This window comes from Burkholderia sp. AU44665, assembly GCF_030504405.1.
GTDB lineage: Bacteria > Pseudomonadota > Gammaproteobacteria > Burkholderiales > Burkholderiaceae > Burkholderia > Burkholderia semiarida.
Genome location: NZ_JAUJRI010000011.1, coordinates 104,648 through 120,197 on the forward strand (window position 1 = coordinate 104,648; position 15,550 = coordinate 120,197).

Genomic DNA, 15,550 nt, shown 5'->3' on the forward strand with positions numbered 1-15,550 from the left:
ACCAGTTTCCGGGTGACCGCTGCGCGTGACGCGCCGCGGTCGTTCTTTTTGGAGAATCGCCCATGAAGTTTCGTTTCCCCGTCGTCATCATCGACGAAGATTTCCGCTCCGAGAACATCTCGGGCTCCGGCATCCGGGCGTTGGCCGAAGCGATCGAGAAGGAGGGCGTCGAAGTCCTCGGCCTCACGAGCTACGGCGATCTGACGTCGTTCGCGCAGCAATCGAGCCGCGCGTCGTGCTTCATCCTGTCGATCGACGACGACGAACTCATGCTCGGCGAAACCGGCCCGGACGGCGAGCTGCCCGAGCTCGCGACCGCGATCATCGAGCTGCGCGCGTTCGTCACCGAAGTGCGCCGCCGCAACGCGGACATCCCGATCTTCCTGTACGGCGAGACGCGCACGTCGCGCCATCTGCCGAACGACATCCTGCGCGAACTGCACGGCTTCATCCACATGTTCGAGGACACGCCGGAGTTCGTCGCGCGCCACATCATCCGCGAGGCGAAGGTCTATCTCGATTCGCTCGCGCCGCCGTTCTTCAAGGAGCTCGTCAAGTACGCGGACGAAGGCTCGTACTCGTGGCACTGCCCCGGTCACTCGGGCGGCGTCGCGTTCCTGAAGAACCCGCTCGGCCAGATGTTCCACCAGTTCTTCGGCGAGAACATGCTGCGCGCGGACGTCTGCAACGCGGTGGACGAGCTCGGCCAGCTGCTCGACCACACGGGCCCGGTCGCGGCGTCCGAGCGCAATGCGGCGCGCATCTTCAGCGCCGACCACCTGTTCTTCGTGACCAACGGCACGTCGACGTCGAACAAGATCGTCTGGCATGCGACGGTCGCGCCCGGCGACATCGTGCTGGTCGACCGCAACTGCCACAAGTCGATCCTGCACGCGATCACGATGACGGGCGCGATCCCCGTGTTCCTCACGCCGACGCGCAACCATTTCGGCATCATCGGGCCGATCCCGCGCGACGAATTCAAGCCGGAGAACATCCGCAGGAAGATCGAGGCGAACCCGTTCGCGCGCGAGGCGATGCGCCAGAACCCGGACATGAAGCCGCGCATTCTGACGATCACGCAGAGCACGTACGACGGCGTCGTCTACAACGTCGAGATGATCAAGGACCTGCTCGGCGACCTGCTCGACACGCTGCACTTCGACGAAGCGTGGCTGCCGCACGCGACGTTCCACCCGTTCTACCGCGACATGCACGCGATCGGCGACGGCCGTCCGCGCACCGGCGCGCTCGTGTTCGCGACGCACTCGACGCACAAGCTGCTCGCGGGCATCTCGCAGGCGTCGCAGATCGTCGTGCAGGATTCGGAGAACCGCACGTTCGACAAGCACCGCTTCAACGAGGCGTACCTGATGCACACGTCGACGAGCCCGCAGTACGCGATCATCGCGTCGTGCGACGTCGCGGCCGCGATGATGGAGCCGCCGGGCGGCACCGCGCTCGTCGAGGAGTCGATCGCCGAGGCGATCGACTTCCGCCGCGCGATGCGCAAGGTCGACGCCGAATACGGCGACGACTGGTTCTTCAGCGTGTGGGGCCCGGACAACCTGTCCGAGGAAGGCATCGGTTCGCGCGACGACTGGATGCTGAAGCCGAACGACCACTGGCACGGCTTCGGCCCGCTCGCGGAAGGCTTCAACATGCTCGACCCGATCAAGGCGACGATCATCACGCCGGGGCTCGACGTCGACGGCGAGTTCGGCGAGACCGGCATTCCGGCCGCGATCGTCACGAAGTACCTGGCCGAGCACGGGATCATCGTCGAGAAGACCGGGCTGTACTCGTTCTTCATCATGTTCACGATCGGCATCACGAAGGGCCGCTGGAACTCGATGGTGACGGAGCTGCAGCAGTTCAAGGACGACTACGACAACAACCAGCCGCTGTGGCGCGTGTTGCCGGAATTCGTCGCGCAGCATCCGCGCTACGAGCGCGTCGGCCTGCGCGACCTCTGCACGCAGATCCACGACGTGTACCGCGCGAACGACATCGCGCGCCTGACGACCGAGATGTACCTGTCGGACATGGAGCCGGCGATGAAGCCGTCGGACGCGTTCGCGAAGCTCGCGCACCGCAAGATCGACCGCGTGCCGCTCGACGAGCTCGAAGGCCGCGTGACGAGCATCCTGCTCACGCCGTACCCGCCGGGCATTCCGCTGCTGATCCCGGGCGAGCGCTTCAACAAGACGATCGTGAACTACCTGCGGTTCGCGCGCGACTTCAACGAGCGCTTCCCGGGCTTCCACACCGACATCCACGGCCTCGTCGCGGAAGAGGTGAACGGCCGCGTCGAGTACTTCGTCGACTGCGTGCGCGACTGATGGCGACGCATGGACGAATCCGGACGATGCGCGCGGCGCTGGCCGCGCTCGTCGTCTGGGCGGCAGGATTGACGGGGCTCGCGGGCGCCGGTGTCGCCCATGCGGAAGTCGCGGCGGCCGACCCGATCGACGTCGCGATGCGGCAATGCCTCGCGCGGCGCGACCGGTCGTCGCCAGCCGGACAGATCCAGTGCATGGGCGAGGCGCAGCAGCAGTGGCAGGCCGTGATGGACGGCGCGTACCAGCGCCTGTTGAAGGATGCGCCGGCCGACGCGAAGCGCGGCTGGCAGGACAGCCAGCGCCGCTGGCTCACGTGGCGCAAGGACGAGGTGCTGCTGCTGAAGGCCGTGTACGACACGACGCGCGGCACCGCGTATGCGATGTCGAGCGCCGACTTGCAACTGCAGCCGGTGCGCGATCGCGCGCTGGCGCTGCGCGGGGCGGCCGATCGCTATGCGCCGCCGCCCGCCGCCGTGCCGGTCGCGGCGACGAGCGGTGCGCAGGGCGGCGCCAAGCCGGCGAACGCGCCGCGCGAGCCGGCGCTGCGCCGCGTGCGGCCGTGTGCGCAGGATGCCGCGTGCGAGCACGCGCTGTTCGACCTGAACCGCTATTACCAGAAGTTGCGCCGCAAGATGCCCGCGCATTCGGCCGCGACGCTCGTGCGCGCGCAGCGCGCGTGGGTGGCGTTCCGCGATGCGACCGCGCCGCTCGTCGGCGAGGACGGGCGCGTCGACCTGATCGGCGCGCGCATCGCGACGATGAAGCGGCTGTCGGAGACGGCCGGCAACCGGTAACGACTGCCGCGCCGCTGCCGAGCCGGCGACACGACAAAACGGGCACCCGAGGGTGCCCGTTTTGCATGGCGCGGTGTATCGCCTACGCCGACTGCGACATGCCCTGCAGCCCGAACCACGACGGCACGAGCGCGAGCGCATCGTCGAGCGACGCGAGCACGTGCAGGCTCAGCGCGACGATCTCCGGCGTCGGCGCCTTCAGGTCGGGCACGGTGACGACCGCCGCGCCGGCGCCGGCGGCCGACAGCGCGCCGAAGTCGCTGTCCTCGAACGCGATGCACGCGTGGGCCGGCACGCCGAGGCGTTCGGCCGCGAGCCGGTAGACGGCCGGGTCGGGCTTGCCGCGCGCGACTTCGTCGCCGCCCGCGACCGCGCGGAAGAACGGCAGCACGCCGACCGCGTCGAGCCGCGCGCGGATCACGTCGCCCGCGGACGACGACGCGACCGCGCACGGAATGCCGGCCTGCGCGAGCGTGTCGAGCAGCGCAAGCGCGCCCGGCTTCAGCGGAAACTTCGGATGGGGCTCCGGGGCGGCGAGCTGCTCGCGCACGCGGACGCGCACCGCGTCGAACGTAGCGGGGTCGCCGATCAGCCGCGCGAGGATCACCTGGCCTTCGGCGAACGAGCGGCCGACGATCTGCAGGTAATCGATCTCGGTCAGCACGACGCCGTGCGCGTTCGACACGTCGATCCACGTGTTCATGATGGTCCGCTCGGAATCGACGAGCAGGCCGTCCATGTCGAAGAGCGCGGCGGAGAAGGTCATCGGGAGCATCCGTGAAGCGGTGAAGCGGCGAAGGCGACGAGCGGCACGATGGCCGCCCGAATGAAAAACGGACGCCGCGGGCGTCCGTCCGGAACCGCGGGCCGTTACTGGCCCAGCGCGGCGCGGGCAGCCTTGGCGGCTGCACGCACCTGGTCGGGCGCGGTGCCGCCCGGGTGGTTGCGGCTCGCGACCGACCCTTCGAGCGTCAGGTAGCCGAACACGTCGTCGCCGATCAGGTGCGCGACGTTCGGCAGTTCCTGCTTCATTTCGTCGAGCGTCAGGTCGGCGAGGTCGATGCCGCGATCGTCGCAGATCTTCACCGCGTGCGCGACGGCTTCGTGCGCGTCGCGGAACGGCAGGCCGCGCTTGACCAGGTAGTCGGCGAGGTCGGTGGCGGTCGAGAAGCCCTGCAGCGCGGCCGCGCGCATTGCATCCGGCTTCACGGTGATGCCGGCGACCATCTCGGCGAAGATCCGCAGCGTGTCGGCGACGGTGTCGACCGTGTCGAACAGCGGTTCCTTGTCTTCCTGGTTGTCCTTGTTGTACGCGAGCGGCTGGCCCTTCATCAGCGTGAGGAGCGCCATCAGGTGGCCGTTCACGCGGCCGGTCTTGCCGCGCGCGAGCTCGGGCACGTCGGGGTTCTTCTTCTGCGGCATGATCGAGCTGCCGGTGCAGAAGCGGTCGGCGATGTCGATGAAGCCGACGCGCGGGCTCATCCACAGCACGAGCTCTTCGGAGAAACGCGACACGTGCGTCATCACGAGCGCCGACGCCGCCGTGAATTCGATCGCGAAGTCGCGATCGGACACCGCGTCGAGCGAGTTCGCGCAGATGCCGTCGAAGCCGAGCGTCTTCGCGACCGCGTGGCGATCGATCGGATAGCTGGTGCCGGCGAGCGCGGCCGCGCCGAGCGGCAGGCGGTTCACGCGGGTGCGGCAGTCGCGCATGCGTTCCGCGTCGCGCGTGAACATCTCGACGTATGCGAGGAGATGGTGGCCGAACGTGACCGGCTGCGCGACCTGCAGGTGCGTGAAGCCCGGCATGATCGTGTCGGCGTTCTGTTCCGCGAGGTCGATCAGCGCGCCGCGCAGGTCGTTCAGCAGGCCGCCGATGCGGTCGATCTCGCCGCGCAGCCACAGGCGGATGTCGGTCGCGACCTGGTCGTTGCGCGAGCGGCCCGTATGCAGGCGCTTGCCGGCATCGCCGATCAGCGCGGTCAGGCGCGCCTCGATGTTCAGGTGGACGTCTTCCAGGTCGAGCTGCCATTCGAATTCGCCACGCTCGATCTCGCCCTTGATCTGCGCCATCCCGCGTTCGATCGCGGCCAGGTCGTCGGCGCTGATGATCTTCTGCGCGGCGAGCATGTTCGCGTGCGCGAGCGAGCCGGCGATGTCGACGAGCGCGAGGCGCTTGTCGAAAAACACCGACGACGTGTAGCGCTTGACCAGCTCCGACATCGGTTCCGAGAAGCGGGCCGACCAGGCCTCGCCCTTTTTGTGCAGTTGGGACGTCATGGCGATTCTTCGAAGGGGAGTTGGGCGGCCGTGCGCCGCCGAGGGAATCCCGCGATTCTAACATTCGCGAAGCGGGCGGCCGGCGCGCGCTACCGCGGGCTGCAGGTCAGCGGGCCGATGCGCGGCAGCGTGCCGTCGTCCGGCCGCCGGTACGCGAATTCGACGGTGCAGTCGCGGCCGCCGCCGGAAATCTCCAGGTGGTTGTTCGCGACGAGGCCGTCGACGAAGGTCAGGCCGTCGTAGCCGACGATCGTGCGCTGGCCGCTTTCGACGTGGCGGACCTCGAGCCCCGGCGGAAGCGGCGTGCCGTCCGACGCGCGCAGCGCGATCGACGCGGCGCTGTAGCGCGTGATGGCGAAGTGCGCGAGCACGCCGGAGCGGGCCTGCGGCACGACGTCGAGCGTCGTGTCGGCGATCCGCGCGTCGGCCGGCAGCGCGCTGCCGTCGATCGCGATGCGATTGTTCTGGTACGCATTCAGGTCGGGCACCAGCAGGTAGCCGGCGTGGTCCGTCGCGCCGATCAGCCGGTTCTGGTGTAGCACGGGCACGCGCCCCGTGTCGGTCGAGACGAGCGCGAAGCCGTCGTCGACGCGGCGCGCCGTCATCACCCGGCCGTCCATCAGCACGAACGCGCCGGTGACGTCGACCGCCGCGTTGGCGCGCCCGTCGAACGATTGCGCGAGCAGCGTGAGCTGGCCGGCGCGGCCGAGATACTGCAGCTGGCCCTGCCCGTAGCGGGTGCCCGCTTGGGTGCCGGCCTGCACGTTCCAGCCGAAGCCGCCGCCGTAGTCGGGCGGCCGCGATGCATTGAGCGTGTAGGTCGATTCGCCGTTCTGCCGCCCGGCGTTCGCGGAGACAGACGTGTTGCCGCCCAGCCCGATGCTCAGGCTCACGAAGAAGCCGCGCGCATCGCGTTGCCGGAAGTCCTGGAAGCCGCTGAACGTGATCGAGGTCAGCCCGCCCAGATTGACGAGGTAAGCGATCGAGCCGATCCGCGACGCGGCGACGCCCGGATACTTGAGGGCCAGATAGCTGAACGACAGCGTTTGCGCGCGCAGGAACGGGAACGACACCGTCACGCGATCGGTGGCGCGCGAGACCGGCACGCCTTCGCGGCTGCCCAGGTCGACGTAGTCGCCGAATGCGCGCAGGGTCTGCGCGTCGATCGAGAAGCGCGGCGTCACGTACTGGTAGCCGACGCCCGCCTGCACGCCGGTGCTGCCCGGCGCGCTGAGCGCCAGCGACGCGTTCGCCACGCCGCGCTCGCCGAGGCGTGCGAGCACGCCGGCGCCGGCGTTGTAGACGCCGGCCGTCGCTTCCCCGTGCGCTTCGACGGTCAGCCGCTCGCTGATCCCGTAGCGCAGCGAGCCGCTCGCCGCCGGCGTGCGCGCGTAGTCGAACGAATCGGTGCCGTACGCGCGGCGCAGGAAACCGGCTTCGACCGAATAGCTGGCGAGGCCGGGGGCCAGCAGGCGCGTATCGACGTACAGCGGAATCGACGTCGCGATCGAGCGGCCGAGCGCGTCGCGCGTGACGACCGTCGCGTTGCCCGCGCCGGTGATGCCCGGCACGCTGTTGATCACGAATGGCCCGCTCGGCACGTCGCCGCTGAACTGGCGCACGTTGTTGACGTACAGGTCGACCGACGTCGGCACGACCGCGCTGCCGGACAGCGCGGGCACCGGAAACGTGACGAGGTCGGGGCGCAGGCCGAAATTGCTGCGCCACTGCACGCCCCCCAGGCGCAGCGAGCGCGTCCAGGACAGCGACGACGAAATCGTGTCGCCGACCTGGGTCGTCGTGAGCGTGCGGGGATTCGAGCGGGTCCAGGACGTGTCGTAGCGCACGTAGCGCCGGCGGTCGTCGTACAGGTACGCGATGCCGGTGCTGCTGAGTACGCCGGCCGGATCGAAATAGCGCGCCTCGCTCCAGACCGCGAGCGGCGCGCGCGCGACGGTTTGCGCGTAGGCATCGTAGTTCAGCACGAAGCCGCGGCCGGACGTCGCCGGCGGCGCGGCGGCGAGCGCGCGCGTATCGAACGTGTGCGGAATGCGCAGTGCATCGGGCACGCGCAGGTCGAGCGTCTGCCGGCCGGCGTCGTAATCGTAGCGCAGCCCCGCGAGCGTATCGAGCGCGACGAGCGTGTTCGACGGTGCGTTCGCGGGGCCGCCGGTCGCGATGCCCAGATCGTTCAGGTCGGCGGAGCCCGCGTACAGCCGCCCGTCGATCTGCCGGAACCGGGCGATCCGGTGCGTCGGTTCGCCGTTGAGCGACACGTCGAGATACAGCCCGTCGGCTTGCGCCGCGGCTTCGGACACGGCGGCGGCCGGCATCGGCGCCGGCTGCGCGCATACGGCGGGCGCGCGCAGCGCGAGTATCAGCGCCAGCGCGAGCAGCGCGGCGGTGGGTCGGGCCGGCCCGGCGTGTCGCACGGGGCAGTCGGCCCGGAGGATCTTGCTCGGCGTCGGCACGGGCAACGTCGTGCGATCCTGCCCGGGTGGCTCAGGGCACCGGCAGCCGGGCTTCGACCGGCTGCGCGTTGACGGTCGCCTGGATCTTGACGAAGGGCGCGCCGGCGTCGAGCTTGAGCGGCCAGCGTCGCGTGCTGCCCGCGAGCGCATAGCCGAGTAGCCCGCGCGTGATCTCGTGGACGCCGCCTCGCGCATCGACCAGCCGGACCGCGGAAATCTGCGCCCGCCGTCCGCCGCGATTGTCGACCGCGAGCCGCATGCCGGTCCCGTCGGATTCGATGCGCCAGTCGAGGCGCGGGGACGCTTGCGCGGCGTCGGGCTCGACGAATACGGGCACGGAATAGCGCAGCCGGATCGTCACGCCGTTGTCGACCGGCGCGCCCGGCGCGGGCAGTTCGTCGATCAGCACGCGATAGCTCTCCTCTGCGGCCGGCGTGCCGCGGCTCGTGCGCACGAGCCGGATCAACTGCTCGGCGTTCGCGTCGATCTGCAGCAGCGGCGGCGACGCGGCGAGCGCGTCGGTCGGCGTCATCACGTCGGTGCCGTTTTCCTGCGTCCAGCGATAGGTGCGGACCTGGCCGTAGATCGGCCGCCCGCCCGGGTTGCTGAGCGTCATGCTCGCGGCTGCCGCCGAAGGCGGCAGCTCGATCGTCACGGGCGTGATCTGCAGCGTGGCGGCATGCGAAACCGCCGCCGCCCACCCGACGCACAGCGCGGCAAAGGCGCGCGGGAACAATCGCACGGCCCGTCAGAAATAGACGGTGGCGGTGACCGAGGCCTGGTAGGTGTCGGGCTTCGGCGTCGCCTGCGCGGGCACCTGGCCGTACACGTTCAGCACCTGCGCGGAACCGGTGCCGGTGCCGCCGACCGTGTCGGTGCCTTGCGTGTTGCCCCAGATCGTCGAGTGGCCGGAGTCCTGGTAGAGCTGGTAGCCGACCGTCGTGCCGGTATTGCCCGTCGTGGTGCCGCCCATCAGGCGGCTGGCGACGGTCGAGCCGGTTACCGCGCCGGCGTCGAGTCCGATGTTGTAGGGCGTCGAGTTCGTGCAGGTGACGGAGACCGTCGTCTGCTGGTTGACCGTCGACGCGAGCACGCCGGTGGTGCCGAATGCAAGCGGGTTCGCGGCGATCGTGCAGTTCGCCTGGATCGTGAGCGTGACGTTGAATTGCGCGGTGGCCGTGCCGTTCGAATAGACTGCGGCAACGGTGACGGGCTGCAGCACCGGCGCGAATGCGAACGTGGCTGCGAGCATGGCTGAAAAAACACGACGTCGGGAATCTATCATTATGATTGTCTCCTGCCGTTCAAGGGGTCGCCCGGCCGCGGAGTGCCTGCCGCGTGGTCTGTTGCCGGTCGCCGTTACCGCTCTGTCGTTGGTGGAAGACTACTCCACGGCTTTGGTCGCGCGCAATGGAGAAAACGCCGACCTGGCGTGCATTGCCCGGGGGGCGGACGGATTCCATCGGCCTATTTGACACGGATCAAGTAACAGTGCGAACGATCGATGCGCGGATGGATACGATGAGGGCGCGGCCCGATCCGCGAACCCGATCGTCCGGACGTTTTTTTCGGGGGAGATGCATGGAGGCTGACGGCTTCGATCTGGCGCGCCGCTGGATGCGCGCGCTCGCGTCCCTGCTGCTGGCGGCGCTGCTCGGCATGCCCTGGATGCCGGCGCGTGCGGATACGTGCACGGTGACGCCGCCGGTGCCGAGCTTCGGCTCGGTCAGTCCGATCACGCAACAGGCCTACACGACGACCGCCACGATGACCGTGAACTGCACGTGGGACGCGCTGAGCCTGAACACCGGCGTGCTCGTGTGCGTGAACCTCGGCGGCACCAGCCCGCGCTACCTGAGCAACGGGGCGAACCAGATGCAGTACGACCTGTATCAGGACGCCGGCTATTCGCAGGCCTGGGGCGCCGTGAGCAGCGGCACGACGCCGATATCGCTGACGTTGACGAAACCGGCGCTCGGCACGTCCGCGAGTGCGAACGTGACCATCTATGGCCGCATCGCGCCGAACCAGCCGACCGTGCCGACCGTGAACAACGGCAGCACCGTCTATACACAGAGTTTCAGCGGCAACCAGGCCGCATACAGCTACAGTTTTTCGCTGCTTGGCGTGCTGCCGACACCGTGTGTGTCGCAGTCGACGGCCGGCACGATGACGGTTACCACGACCGCCACCGTCATCAACAACTGCATCATCAGCGCGACCGGCGTCGCGTTTCCGCCCGCAGGCGTGCTGGCGTCCGCGCTGACCGCCAGCGGCTCGATCAGCGCGCGCTGCACGAACGGCGACGCATTCCGGATCGCGTTGAACGGCGGCGGCAGCGGCAACGTCGCCGCACGCACGATGCAGCGCGCGGGCGGCGGGTCGGTCAGCTACCAGCTCTATCAGGACAGCGGCTTCACGCAACCATGGGGCGACGGCACCGCCGGCACGTCGATGGCGACCGGCACCGGCAGCGGGTTCGCGCAGGCGATCACCGTGTACGGCCGCGTGCCCGCGCAAGCGACGCCGGCGCCCGGCAACTACAGCGACACGATTACCGCGACGATCAGCTTCTGAGCCGCGCTCAGTCGCGCACCAGCACGACGAGCTTCAGGTCCTCGCGGTGCGCGGGTTTCAGCGTGATCTGCTGGTACACGAGGCGGCCGTCGGCCGGATGGTCGAATTCGCGGCGCCCGCCTTCGCGCTCGAACACGTCCTGCGACGCCCAGTACTGCGCGAACGCGTCGCTGCCGGCCGTCAGCGCGTCGATCAGCGCGCGCGTCGGCGCGTCGGTCAGGTGGCGGATCGCGTCGGCGCGGAATTCGGCCGCGAGCCGCCGCGCACGGGTTTCCCAGTCGACGATCAGCGTGCGTGCAGCCGGCGACATGAACGTGAAGCGCAGCAGGTTGCGGTCGTGCTCGCCGTCGAGCCAGCCGGAAAAGAGCGCGGCGGCCGGCGGGTTCCACGCGAGCGCGTTCCATTGGCGGTCGAGCACGTAGGCGGGCGTCGCGATCGCGGCGACGGTCGCGGCGAGCGTCGGCGGCAGGTCGCCGCCCGCGACGTCGGGCTCGGCCGGGTCGCGCTGCGCGGCCAGCTCGAACAGGTACGCGCGTTCCGCCTTCGACAACTGCAGCGCGATGGCGATCCGGGCGAGCGCGTCGGCGGAGGCCGACACGGGCCGGCCCTGTTCGATCCACGTGTACCAGGTCGGGCTCACGCCGCACAGTTGCGCGACTTCCTCGCGCCGCAGCCCCGGCGTGCGGCGGCGCGGGCCGGGCGGCAGGCCGACGGCCTGTGGCGACAGCCGCTCGCGATGGGCGCGGATGAATTCGCCGAGCGCGCGGGCGGGCGTGGCGTCGAGCGGCGGGACGAGGGCGGAGGACGGCTGGTTCATGCGGAAACGGCGAAGTGGAAGCGAAGACGCGGCAACGATCGAACGATCAGACAGGTGGATCGAATACCAGAATAACTGCTTAACTTGTACTGGTACAAATGCAGGCCTATTGTAGCGGCTCGCGCGCTGGCAGGGCAGCGGGCGTCCCCCACAATACGTTGCACGGGGCCGGATCGCGCGCGCAAGCGTGGGGTTCGGCCGACGGCATCAAGGAAAGGAGCGAACGATGAAACACCACGACCAGGTCGCCGACGCGTTCGGCACGACGGCCGCCGCCTATCTGACGAGCACGGTTCATGCGACGGGCGCCGACCTGCGGGCGCTCGCCGACGCGGTGCGCGCGACGCCCGACGCCGCGGTGCTCGACCTCGGTTGCGGTGCCGGCCACGCGAGCTTCGCGGTCGCGCCGCACGTGCGCGAGGTGGTCGCGTACGATCTCGCCGCGCCGATGCTTGCGACCGTCGATGCGGCCGCGCGCGAGCGCGGGCTCGCGAACATCCGCACGCAGCAGGGCCCGGCCGAGCGGCTGCCGTTCGACACCGCGACGTTCGACTGGGTCGTGAGCCGGATGAGCGCGCACCACTGGCACGACCTGCGCGCGGCGCTCGCCGAAGTGCGCCGCGTGCTGAAGCCGGGCGGCCGCGTGCTGATGATCGACATCGCGGGCAACGATCATCCGCTGCTCGATACGTACCTGCAGGCTGCGGAAGTGCTGCGCGACGCGTCGCACGTGCGCGACTACCGCGCGGACGAATGGCTCGCGATGTTCCGCGCCGCCGGTTTCGACGCGCGGGTGCACAGCCGCTGGCGTCTGCCGATCGATTTCGACACGTGGGTCGCGCGCATCCGCACGCCTGCCGACAGCGTCGCCGGCATTCGCGCGCTGTGGGCGCATGCGCCGGACGAGGTGCGCGGCTACTACGCGGTGCAGGCCGACGGGTCGTTCGAGCACGACGCGTTGCTGATCGACGCGCACTGAGCGGGCGGCGCGCGCCGCGCCGTTTCGCGATCGCATGAAAAAAGCCGCGATACGCACGAACGCGTATCGCGGCTTTCGTTATCCCGGCCGGCGCGAAACCGCGCCCGCGCCGCCCGCGGATCAGCCGGTGTTGCGCAGGCCGGCCGCGATCCCGTTGATCGTCAGGTGAATCCCGCGGCGCAGCCGCGCGTTCGTGTCGCCCGCGCGGTGACGCTTGATCAGCTCGACCTGCAGGTGGTTCAGCGGATCGAGATACGGGAAGCGGTTCTTGATCGAGCGCGCGAGCAGCGGGTTGGTCGCGAGGCGGCCTTCGTGCCCGGTGATTTCAGCGAGCGCCCGCGACGTGCGCTCCCATTCCGCGACGATCCGCTCGAACACGTGCTTGCGCAGCTTGCGATCGGGCACGAGCTGCGCATAGCGCGACGCGACCGCGAGATCCGTCTTCGCGAGCACCATGTCCATGTTCGACAGCAGGTTCGAGAAGAACGGCCAGGTCTTGTTCATCTTCTTCAGCAGCGTGACGCGTTTCGCGCGTTCGGCGTCGTCCCCGGCGCCGTCGAGATACGCGCTCACCGCGCTGCCGAAGCCGTACCAGCCGGTCAGCAGCAGCCGGCACTGGCCCCACGAGAAGCCCCACGGAATCGCGCGCAGATCCTCGATCTTGCGCTGCTTCGGGTCCTGCAGCTTGCGCGACGCCGGGCGGCTGCCGATATTCAGCTCGGCGATCTCGGTGATCGGCGTCGACGCGAAGAAGTAATCGGTGAAGCCCGGCGTTTCATAGACGAGCGCGCGGTACGCGGCCATCGCCGAGTCGGACAGCGTCTGCATCGCGGCCTCGAACGCCGGCAGTTGCGCCGGTGCGTTCGACTGCGGCAGCAGCGACGCCTCGAGCGTCGCGGCGACGACCGTCTCGAGGTTGCGCCGGCCGATCGACGGGTTCGAGAACTTGCTCGCGATCACCTCGCCCTGTTCGGTCAGGCGGATCTGGCCGTTGACGGTGCCCGGCGGCTGCGACAGGATCGCCTGGTAGGTCGGGCCGCCTCCGCGGCCGACCGTACCGCCGCGCCCGTGGAACAGCCGCAGCGTGATCTTGCGCTCGCGGAACAGGTCGACGAGCGCGAGTTCCGCGCGATACAGCTCCCAGTTCGACGTGAGGAAGCCGCCGTCCTTGTTGCTGTCCGAGTAGCCGAGCATCACTTCCTGCTCGGCGCCCTGGTGCGCGATCAGCGCGTCGATGCCCGGCAGCGCGAAGTAGTCGCGCATGATGCGTGACGCGTCGCGCAGGTCGGGGATCGTCTCGAACAGCGGGATCACCATCAGGCTGTTCTTCGCGTCGCTGCCCGGCACGCCGAGCGTGCCTTCGAGCAGGCCCGTCTCCTTCTGCAGCAGCAGGACTTCGACGAGGTCGCTGACGGTTTCCGTATGCGAAATGATGTAGTTGCGCACCGCACGCGCGCCGAATTGCGCGCGGACCTCGCGCGCCTTCTCGAACACGCCGAGCTCGCTTTGCGCGAGCGCCGAGTATTCGATGTACGGCGAGCGCAGCGGGCGCGGATCGGCGAGCGCGGCGAGCAGCACGCGCAGCTTGTCTTCCTCGGCGAGCGCCGCATAGTCGGCCTCGACGCCCGCGCGCGCGAACAGCTCGGCGACCACCGCCTCGTGGATGTCGGAACTCTGGCGCAGGTCGATGCTCGCGAGATGGAAGCCGAACACTTCGGCCGCGCGCACGAGCGGCGCGAGGCGCGGCGCGGCGAGCGACGCGCCGTGGTGTTCGTCGAGCGATGCGGTCAGCACCTTCAGGTCGGCGACGAACGCTTCCGAATCTTCATACGGGACCGCACGCACGGGCGGCGCGCCGCGGCCGGCGCTGCGCACCGGCACCGTACCTTCGCCGAGACGCACGCGCGCGCTCGCGGCGAGCCGCGTATAGATGCCGATCAGCGCGCGGCGATACGGTTCGTCGACGCGGTGCGGCGACTGGTCGGGCGACGCGGCCGCGAGCGCCTTCACCGCATCGTTCGCGCCGACCAGCAGGTTCGACACCGACAGCTCGGCGCCCAGCTTGTGCACCTGTTCCAGATAGTGTTCGAGGATCACCGCGGCCTGACGGTTGATCGCCTCGTCGAGCGTCGCGGCGGTCACGTTCGGGTTGCCGTCGCGGTCGCCGCCGATCCAGCTGCCCATCTGGAAGAACGCGGGCACGCGGGCCGACAGGCCGTGCTCGGCGAGCGCGGCCTCGATGTCGCCGTACAGCGCGGGCAATTCGTCGAGGAACGTCGCGCGGTAGTACGACAGCGCGTTCTCGATCTCGTCGCCGACCGTCAGGCGCGCGTCGCGCAGCATGCGCGTCTGCCACAGCGCGGTCACGCGCGCGCGCAGCATCGCCTCGTTGTACTGGCGCTCGCGCGCGGTCAGCTCCTGGTCGCGCTCGGCGAGCAGGCGCGCGATGTCGTGCTGCGCGTCGAGGATGCTCTTGCGCTGCACTTCGGTCGGATGCGCGGTCAGCACCGGCACGATCAGCGCATCGTCGAAGAAGCGCTGCAGCAGGCGCTTCGACGCGTTGCCGGTGGTTTTCAGCTGGTCGAGCGCGTACGCGACCGTGCCGGGCTGCGGCGCGGAGCCGGCCAGCGCGTGGATGCGGCGGCGGCGGTTGTGGTGGCGGTCTTCCGCGATGTTCGCGAGGTGCGAGAAATAGCTGAACGCGCGTACGACGCTCACCGTCTGCTCCGGCGTCAGCTTGCGCAGCTTCTTCTCGAGCGTCTGCGCGGCTTCGCTGTCGTCCTCGCGGCGGAACTTGACCGCGGTCTGGCGGATCGTCTCGACGACGTCGAACACCGTATCGCCTTCCTGTTCGCGCACGACGTCGCCGAGCAGGCGGCCGAGGAAGCGGATGTCCTCGAACAGCGGGCGGTCCTTGTCGTCGCGCGCGCGGGTGCCGGCCTTCGGCGCGACGGCGTCGCGGGCCGCGGGGCCGGCGGCTTTCGTCGTGCGTTTTGTCTGACGTATCGCGTCTTTCGGTTTCGTTGCCGTTGGTTTCGTTGCCGCTTTCGCACGGCCGTTCGCGGCGGTGGCGACGGTGTCCGTCGAGGCGTCGGAGGAGGACAGGGCAGCATTGCGGCGCGCCGTACGCGCCGATCCGGAAGACTTCACGATGGGTTTCCTTGGGAAAGCTCGAGTCAAAAGGAACTGCGGAAACTGCGGGAACTGCGGTCAAGCAACCAGCTACGTGCGGCACATCCGCACAACGGCGCCGCGACCCGCACGGAAGCAGGCCGGGCGCAGGCTCCGGG

11 protein-coding genes are annotated in these 15,550 nt (G+C 69.5%); 4 read left to right on the forward strand and 7 right to left on the reverse strand.

Annotated features, from left to right (window positions below):
- Window positions 1–62: 62 nt before the first annotated feature.
- Window positions 63–2,342, forward strand: coding sequence for an arginine/lysine/ornithine decarboxylase (locus tag QZM15_RS22135; RefSeq protein WP_060966788.1), 2,280 nt, complete (start codon window positions 63–65; stop codon window positions 2,340–2,342).
- Window positions 2,342–3,136: a lysozyme inhibitor LprI family protein gene (locus QZM15_RS22140; protein WP_059646326.1), complete on the forward strand. Its 795-nt coding sequence runs from the start codon at window positions 2,342–2,344 to the stop codon at window positions 3,134–3,136. Before QZM15_RS22135 ends, QZM15_RS22140 begins: the two co-directional genes overlap by 1 nt.
- Window positions 3,137–3,218: 82 nt before the next feature.
- On the opposite strand, the gene QZM15_RS22145 is transcribed toward QZM15_RS22140, so the two are convergent.
- From QZM15_RS22145 to QZM15_RS22165, 5 genes are all read right to left on the reverse strand, one after another.
- Window positions 3,219–3,902 (reverse strand): HAD family phosphatase, encoded by a 684-nt coding sequence (locus tag QZM15_RS22145; protein ID WP_302107248.1) that lies wholly within the window; start codon window positions 3,900–3,902, stop codon window positions 3,219–3,221.
- A gap of 104 nt (window positions 3,903–4,006) precedes the next feature.
- Window positions 4,007–5,416 carry an argininosuccinate lyase gene (gene argH / locus QZM15_RS22150; RefSeq protein WP_059576672.1) on the reverse strand — a complete coding sequence of 470 codons (1,410 nt, stop codon included), beginning with the start codon at window positions 5,414–5,416 and terminating at the stop codon, window positions 4,007–4,009.
- Window positions 5,417–5,505: 89 nt separating this feature from the next.
- Complete coding sequence (locus tag QZM15_RS22155; RefSeq protein ID WP_367032345.1) at window positions 5,506–7,848, reverse strand: fimbria/pilus outer membrane usher protein; 2,343 nt, start codon at window positions 7,846–7,848, stop codon at window positions 5,506–5,508.
- Between the two features lie 70 nt (window positions 7,849–7,918).
- Window positions 7,919–8,629, reverse strand: coding sequence for a molecular chaperone (locus tag QZM15_RS22160; protein ID WP_059576669.1), 711 nt, complete (start codon window positions 8,627–8,629; stop codon window positions 7,919–7,921).
- A 6-nt stretch (window positions 8,630–8,635) separates the two neighbouring features.
- Complete coding sequence (locus QZM15_RS22165) at window positions 8,636–9,172, reverse strand: spore coat U domain-containing protein (RefSeq protein WP_059576666.1); 537 nt, start codon at window positions 9,170–9,172, stop codon at window positions 8,636–8,638.
- Between the two features lie 296 nt (window positions 9,173–9,468).
- Between QZM15_RS22165 and QZM15_RS22170 the strand changes: the two genes are divergently transcribed.
- A complete protein-coding gene (locus tag QZM15_RS22170) occupies window positions 9,469–10,464 on the forward strand; it encodes a spore coat protein U domain-containing protein (protein WP_059576663.1) in 996 nt (331 codons plus the stop codon).
- A 7-nt stretch (window positions 10,465–10,471) separates the two neighbouring features.
- Here QZM15_RS22170 and QZM15_RS22175 read toward each other — a convergent pair whose 3' ends face one another.
- Window positions 10,472–11,281: a helix-turn-helix transcriptional regulator gene (locus QZM15_RS22175; RefSeq protein WP_302107249.1), complete on the reverse strand. Its 810-nt coding sequence runs from the start codon at window positions 11,279–11,281 to the stop codon at window positions 10,472–10,474.
- A gap of 226 nt (window positions 11,282–11,507) precedes the next feature.
- Here QZM15_RS22175 and QZM15_RS22180 point away from each other — a divergent pair, with 226 nt between their 5' ends.
- Entirely contained in the window at window positions 11,508–12,260 is a 753-nt protein-coding gene (locus QZM15_RS22180; protein ID WP_060311923.1) for a class I SAM-dependent methyltransferase, read from the forward strand.
- Window positions 12,261–12,380: 120 nt separating this feature from the next.
- Here QZM15_RS22180 and ppc read toward each other — a convergent pair whose 3' ends face one another.
- Window positions 12,381–15,410, reverse strand: coding sequence for a phosphoenolpyruvate carboxylase (gene ppc, locus QZM15_RS22185; RefSeq protein WP_099316710.1), 3,030 nt, complete (start codon window positions 15,408–15,410; stop codon window positions 12,381–12,383).
- Window positions 15,411–15,550 lie beyond the last annotated feature (140 nt).

What these genes read in the sequence shown, in the direction of transcription:
- QZM15_RS22135 (WP_060966788.1), top strand. Translation starts at nt 63, where the DNA reads ATGAAGTTTCGTTTCCCCGTCGTCATCATCGACGAAGATTTCCGCTCC.
- QZM15_RS22140 (WP_059646326.1), top strand. Translation starts at nt 2,342, where the DNA reads ATGGCGACGCATGGACGAATCCGGACGATGCGCGCGGCGCTGGCCGCG.
- QZM15_RS22145 (WP_302107248.1), bottom strand. Translation starts at nt 3,902, where the DNA reads ATGACCTTCTCCGCCGCGCTCTTCGACATGGACGGCCTGCTCGTCGAT.
- argH (WP_059576672.1), bottom strand. Translation starts at nt 5,416, where the DNA reads ATGACGTCCCAACTGCACAAAAAGGGCGAGGCCTGGTCGGCCCGCTTC.
- QZM15_RS22165 (WP_059576666.1), bottom strand. Translation starts at nt 9,172, where the DNA reads ATGATAGATTCCCGACGTCGTGTTTTTTCAGCCATGCTCGCAGCCACG.
- QZM15_RS22170 (WP_059576663.1), top strand. Translation starts at nt 9,469, where the DNA reads ATGGAGGCTGACGGCTTCGATCTGGCGCGCCGCTGGATGCGCGCGCTC.
- QZM15_RS22175 (WP_302107249.1), bottom strand. Translation starts at nt 11,281, where the DNA reads ATGAACCAGCCGTCCTCCGCCCTCGTCCCGCCGCTCGACGCCACGCCC.
- QZM15_RS22180 (WP_060311923.1), top strand. Translation starts at nt 11,508, where the DNA reads ATGAAACACCACGACCAGGTCGCCGACGCGTTCGGCACGACGGCCGCC.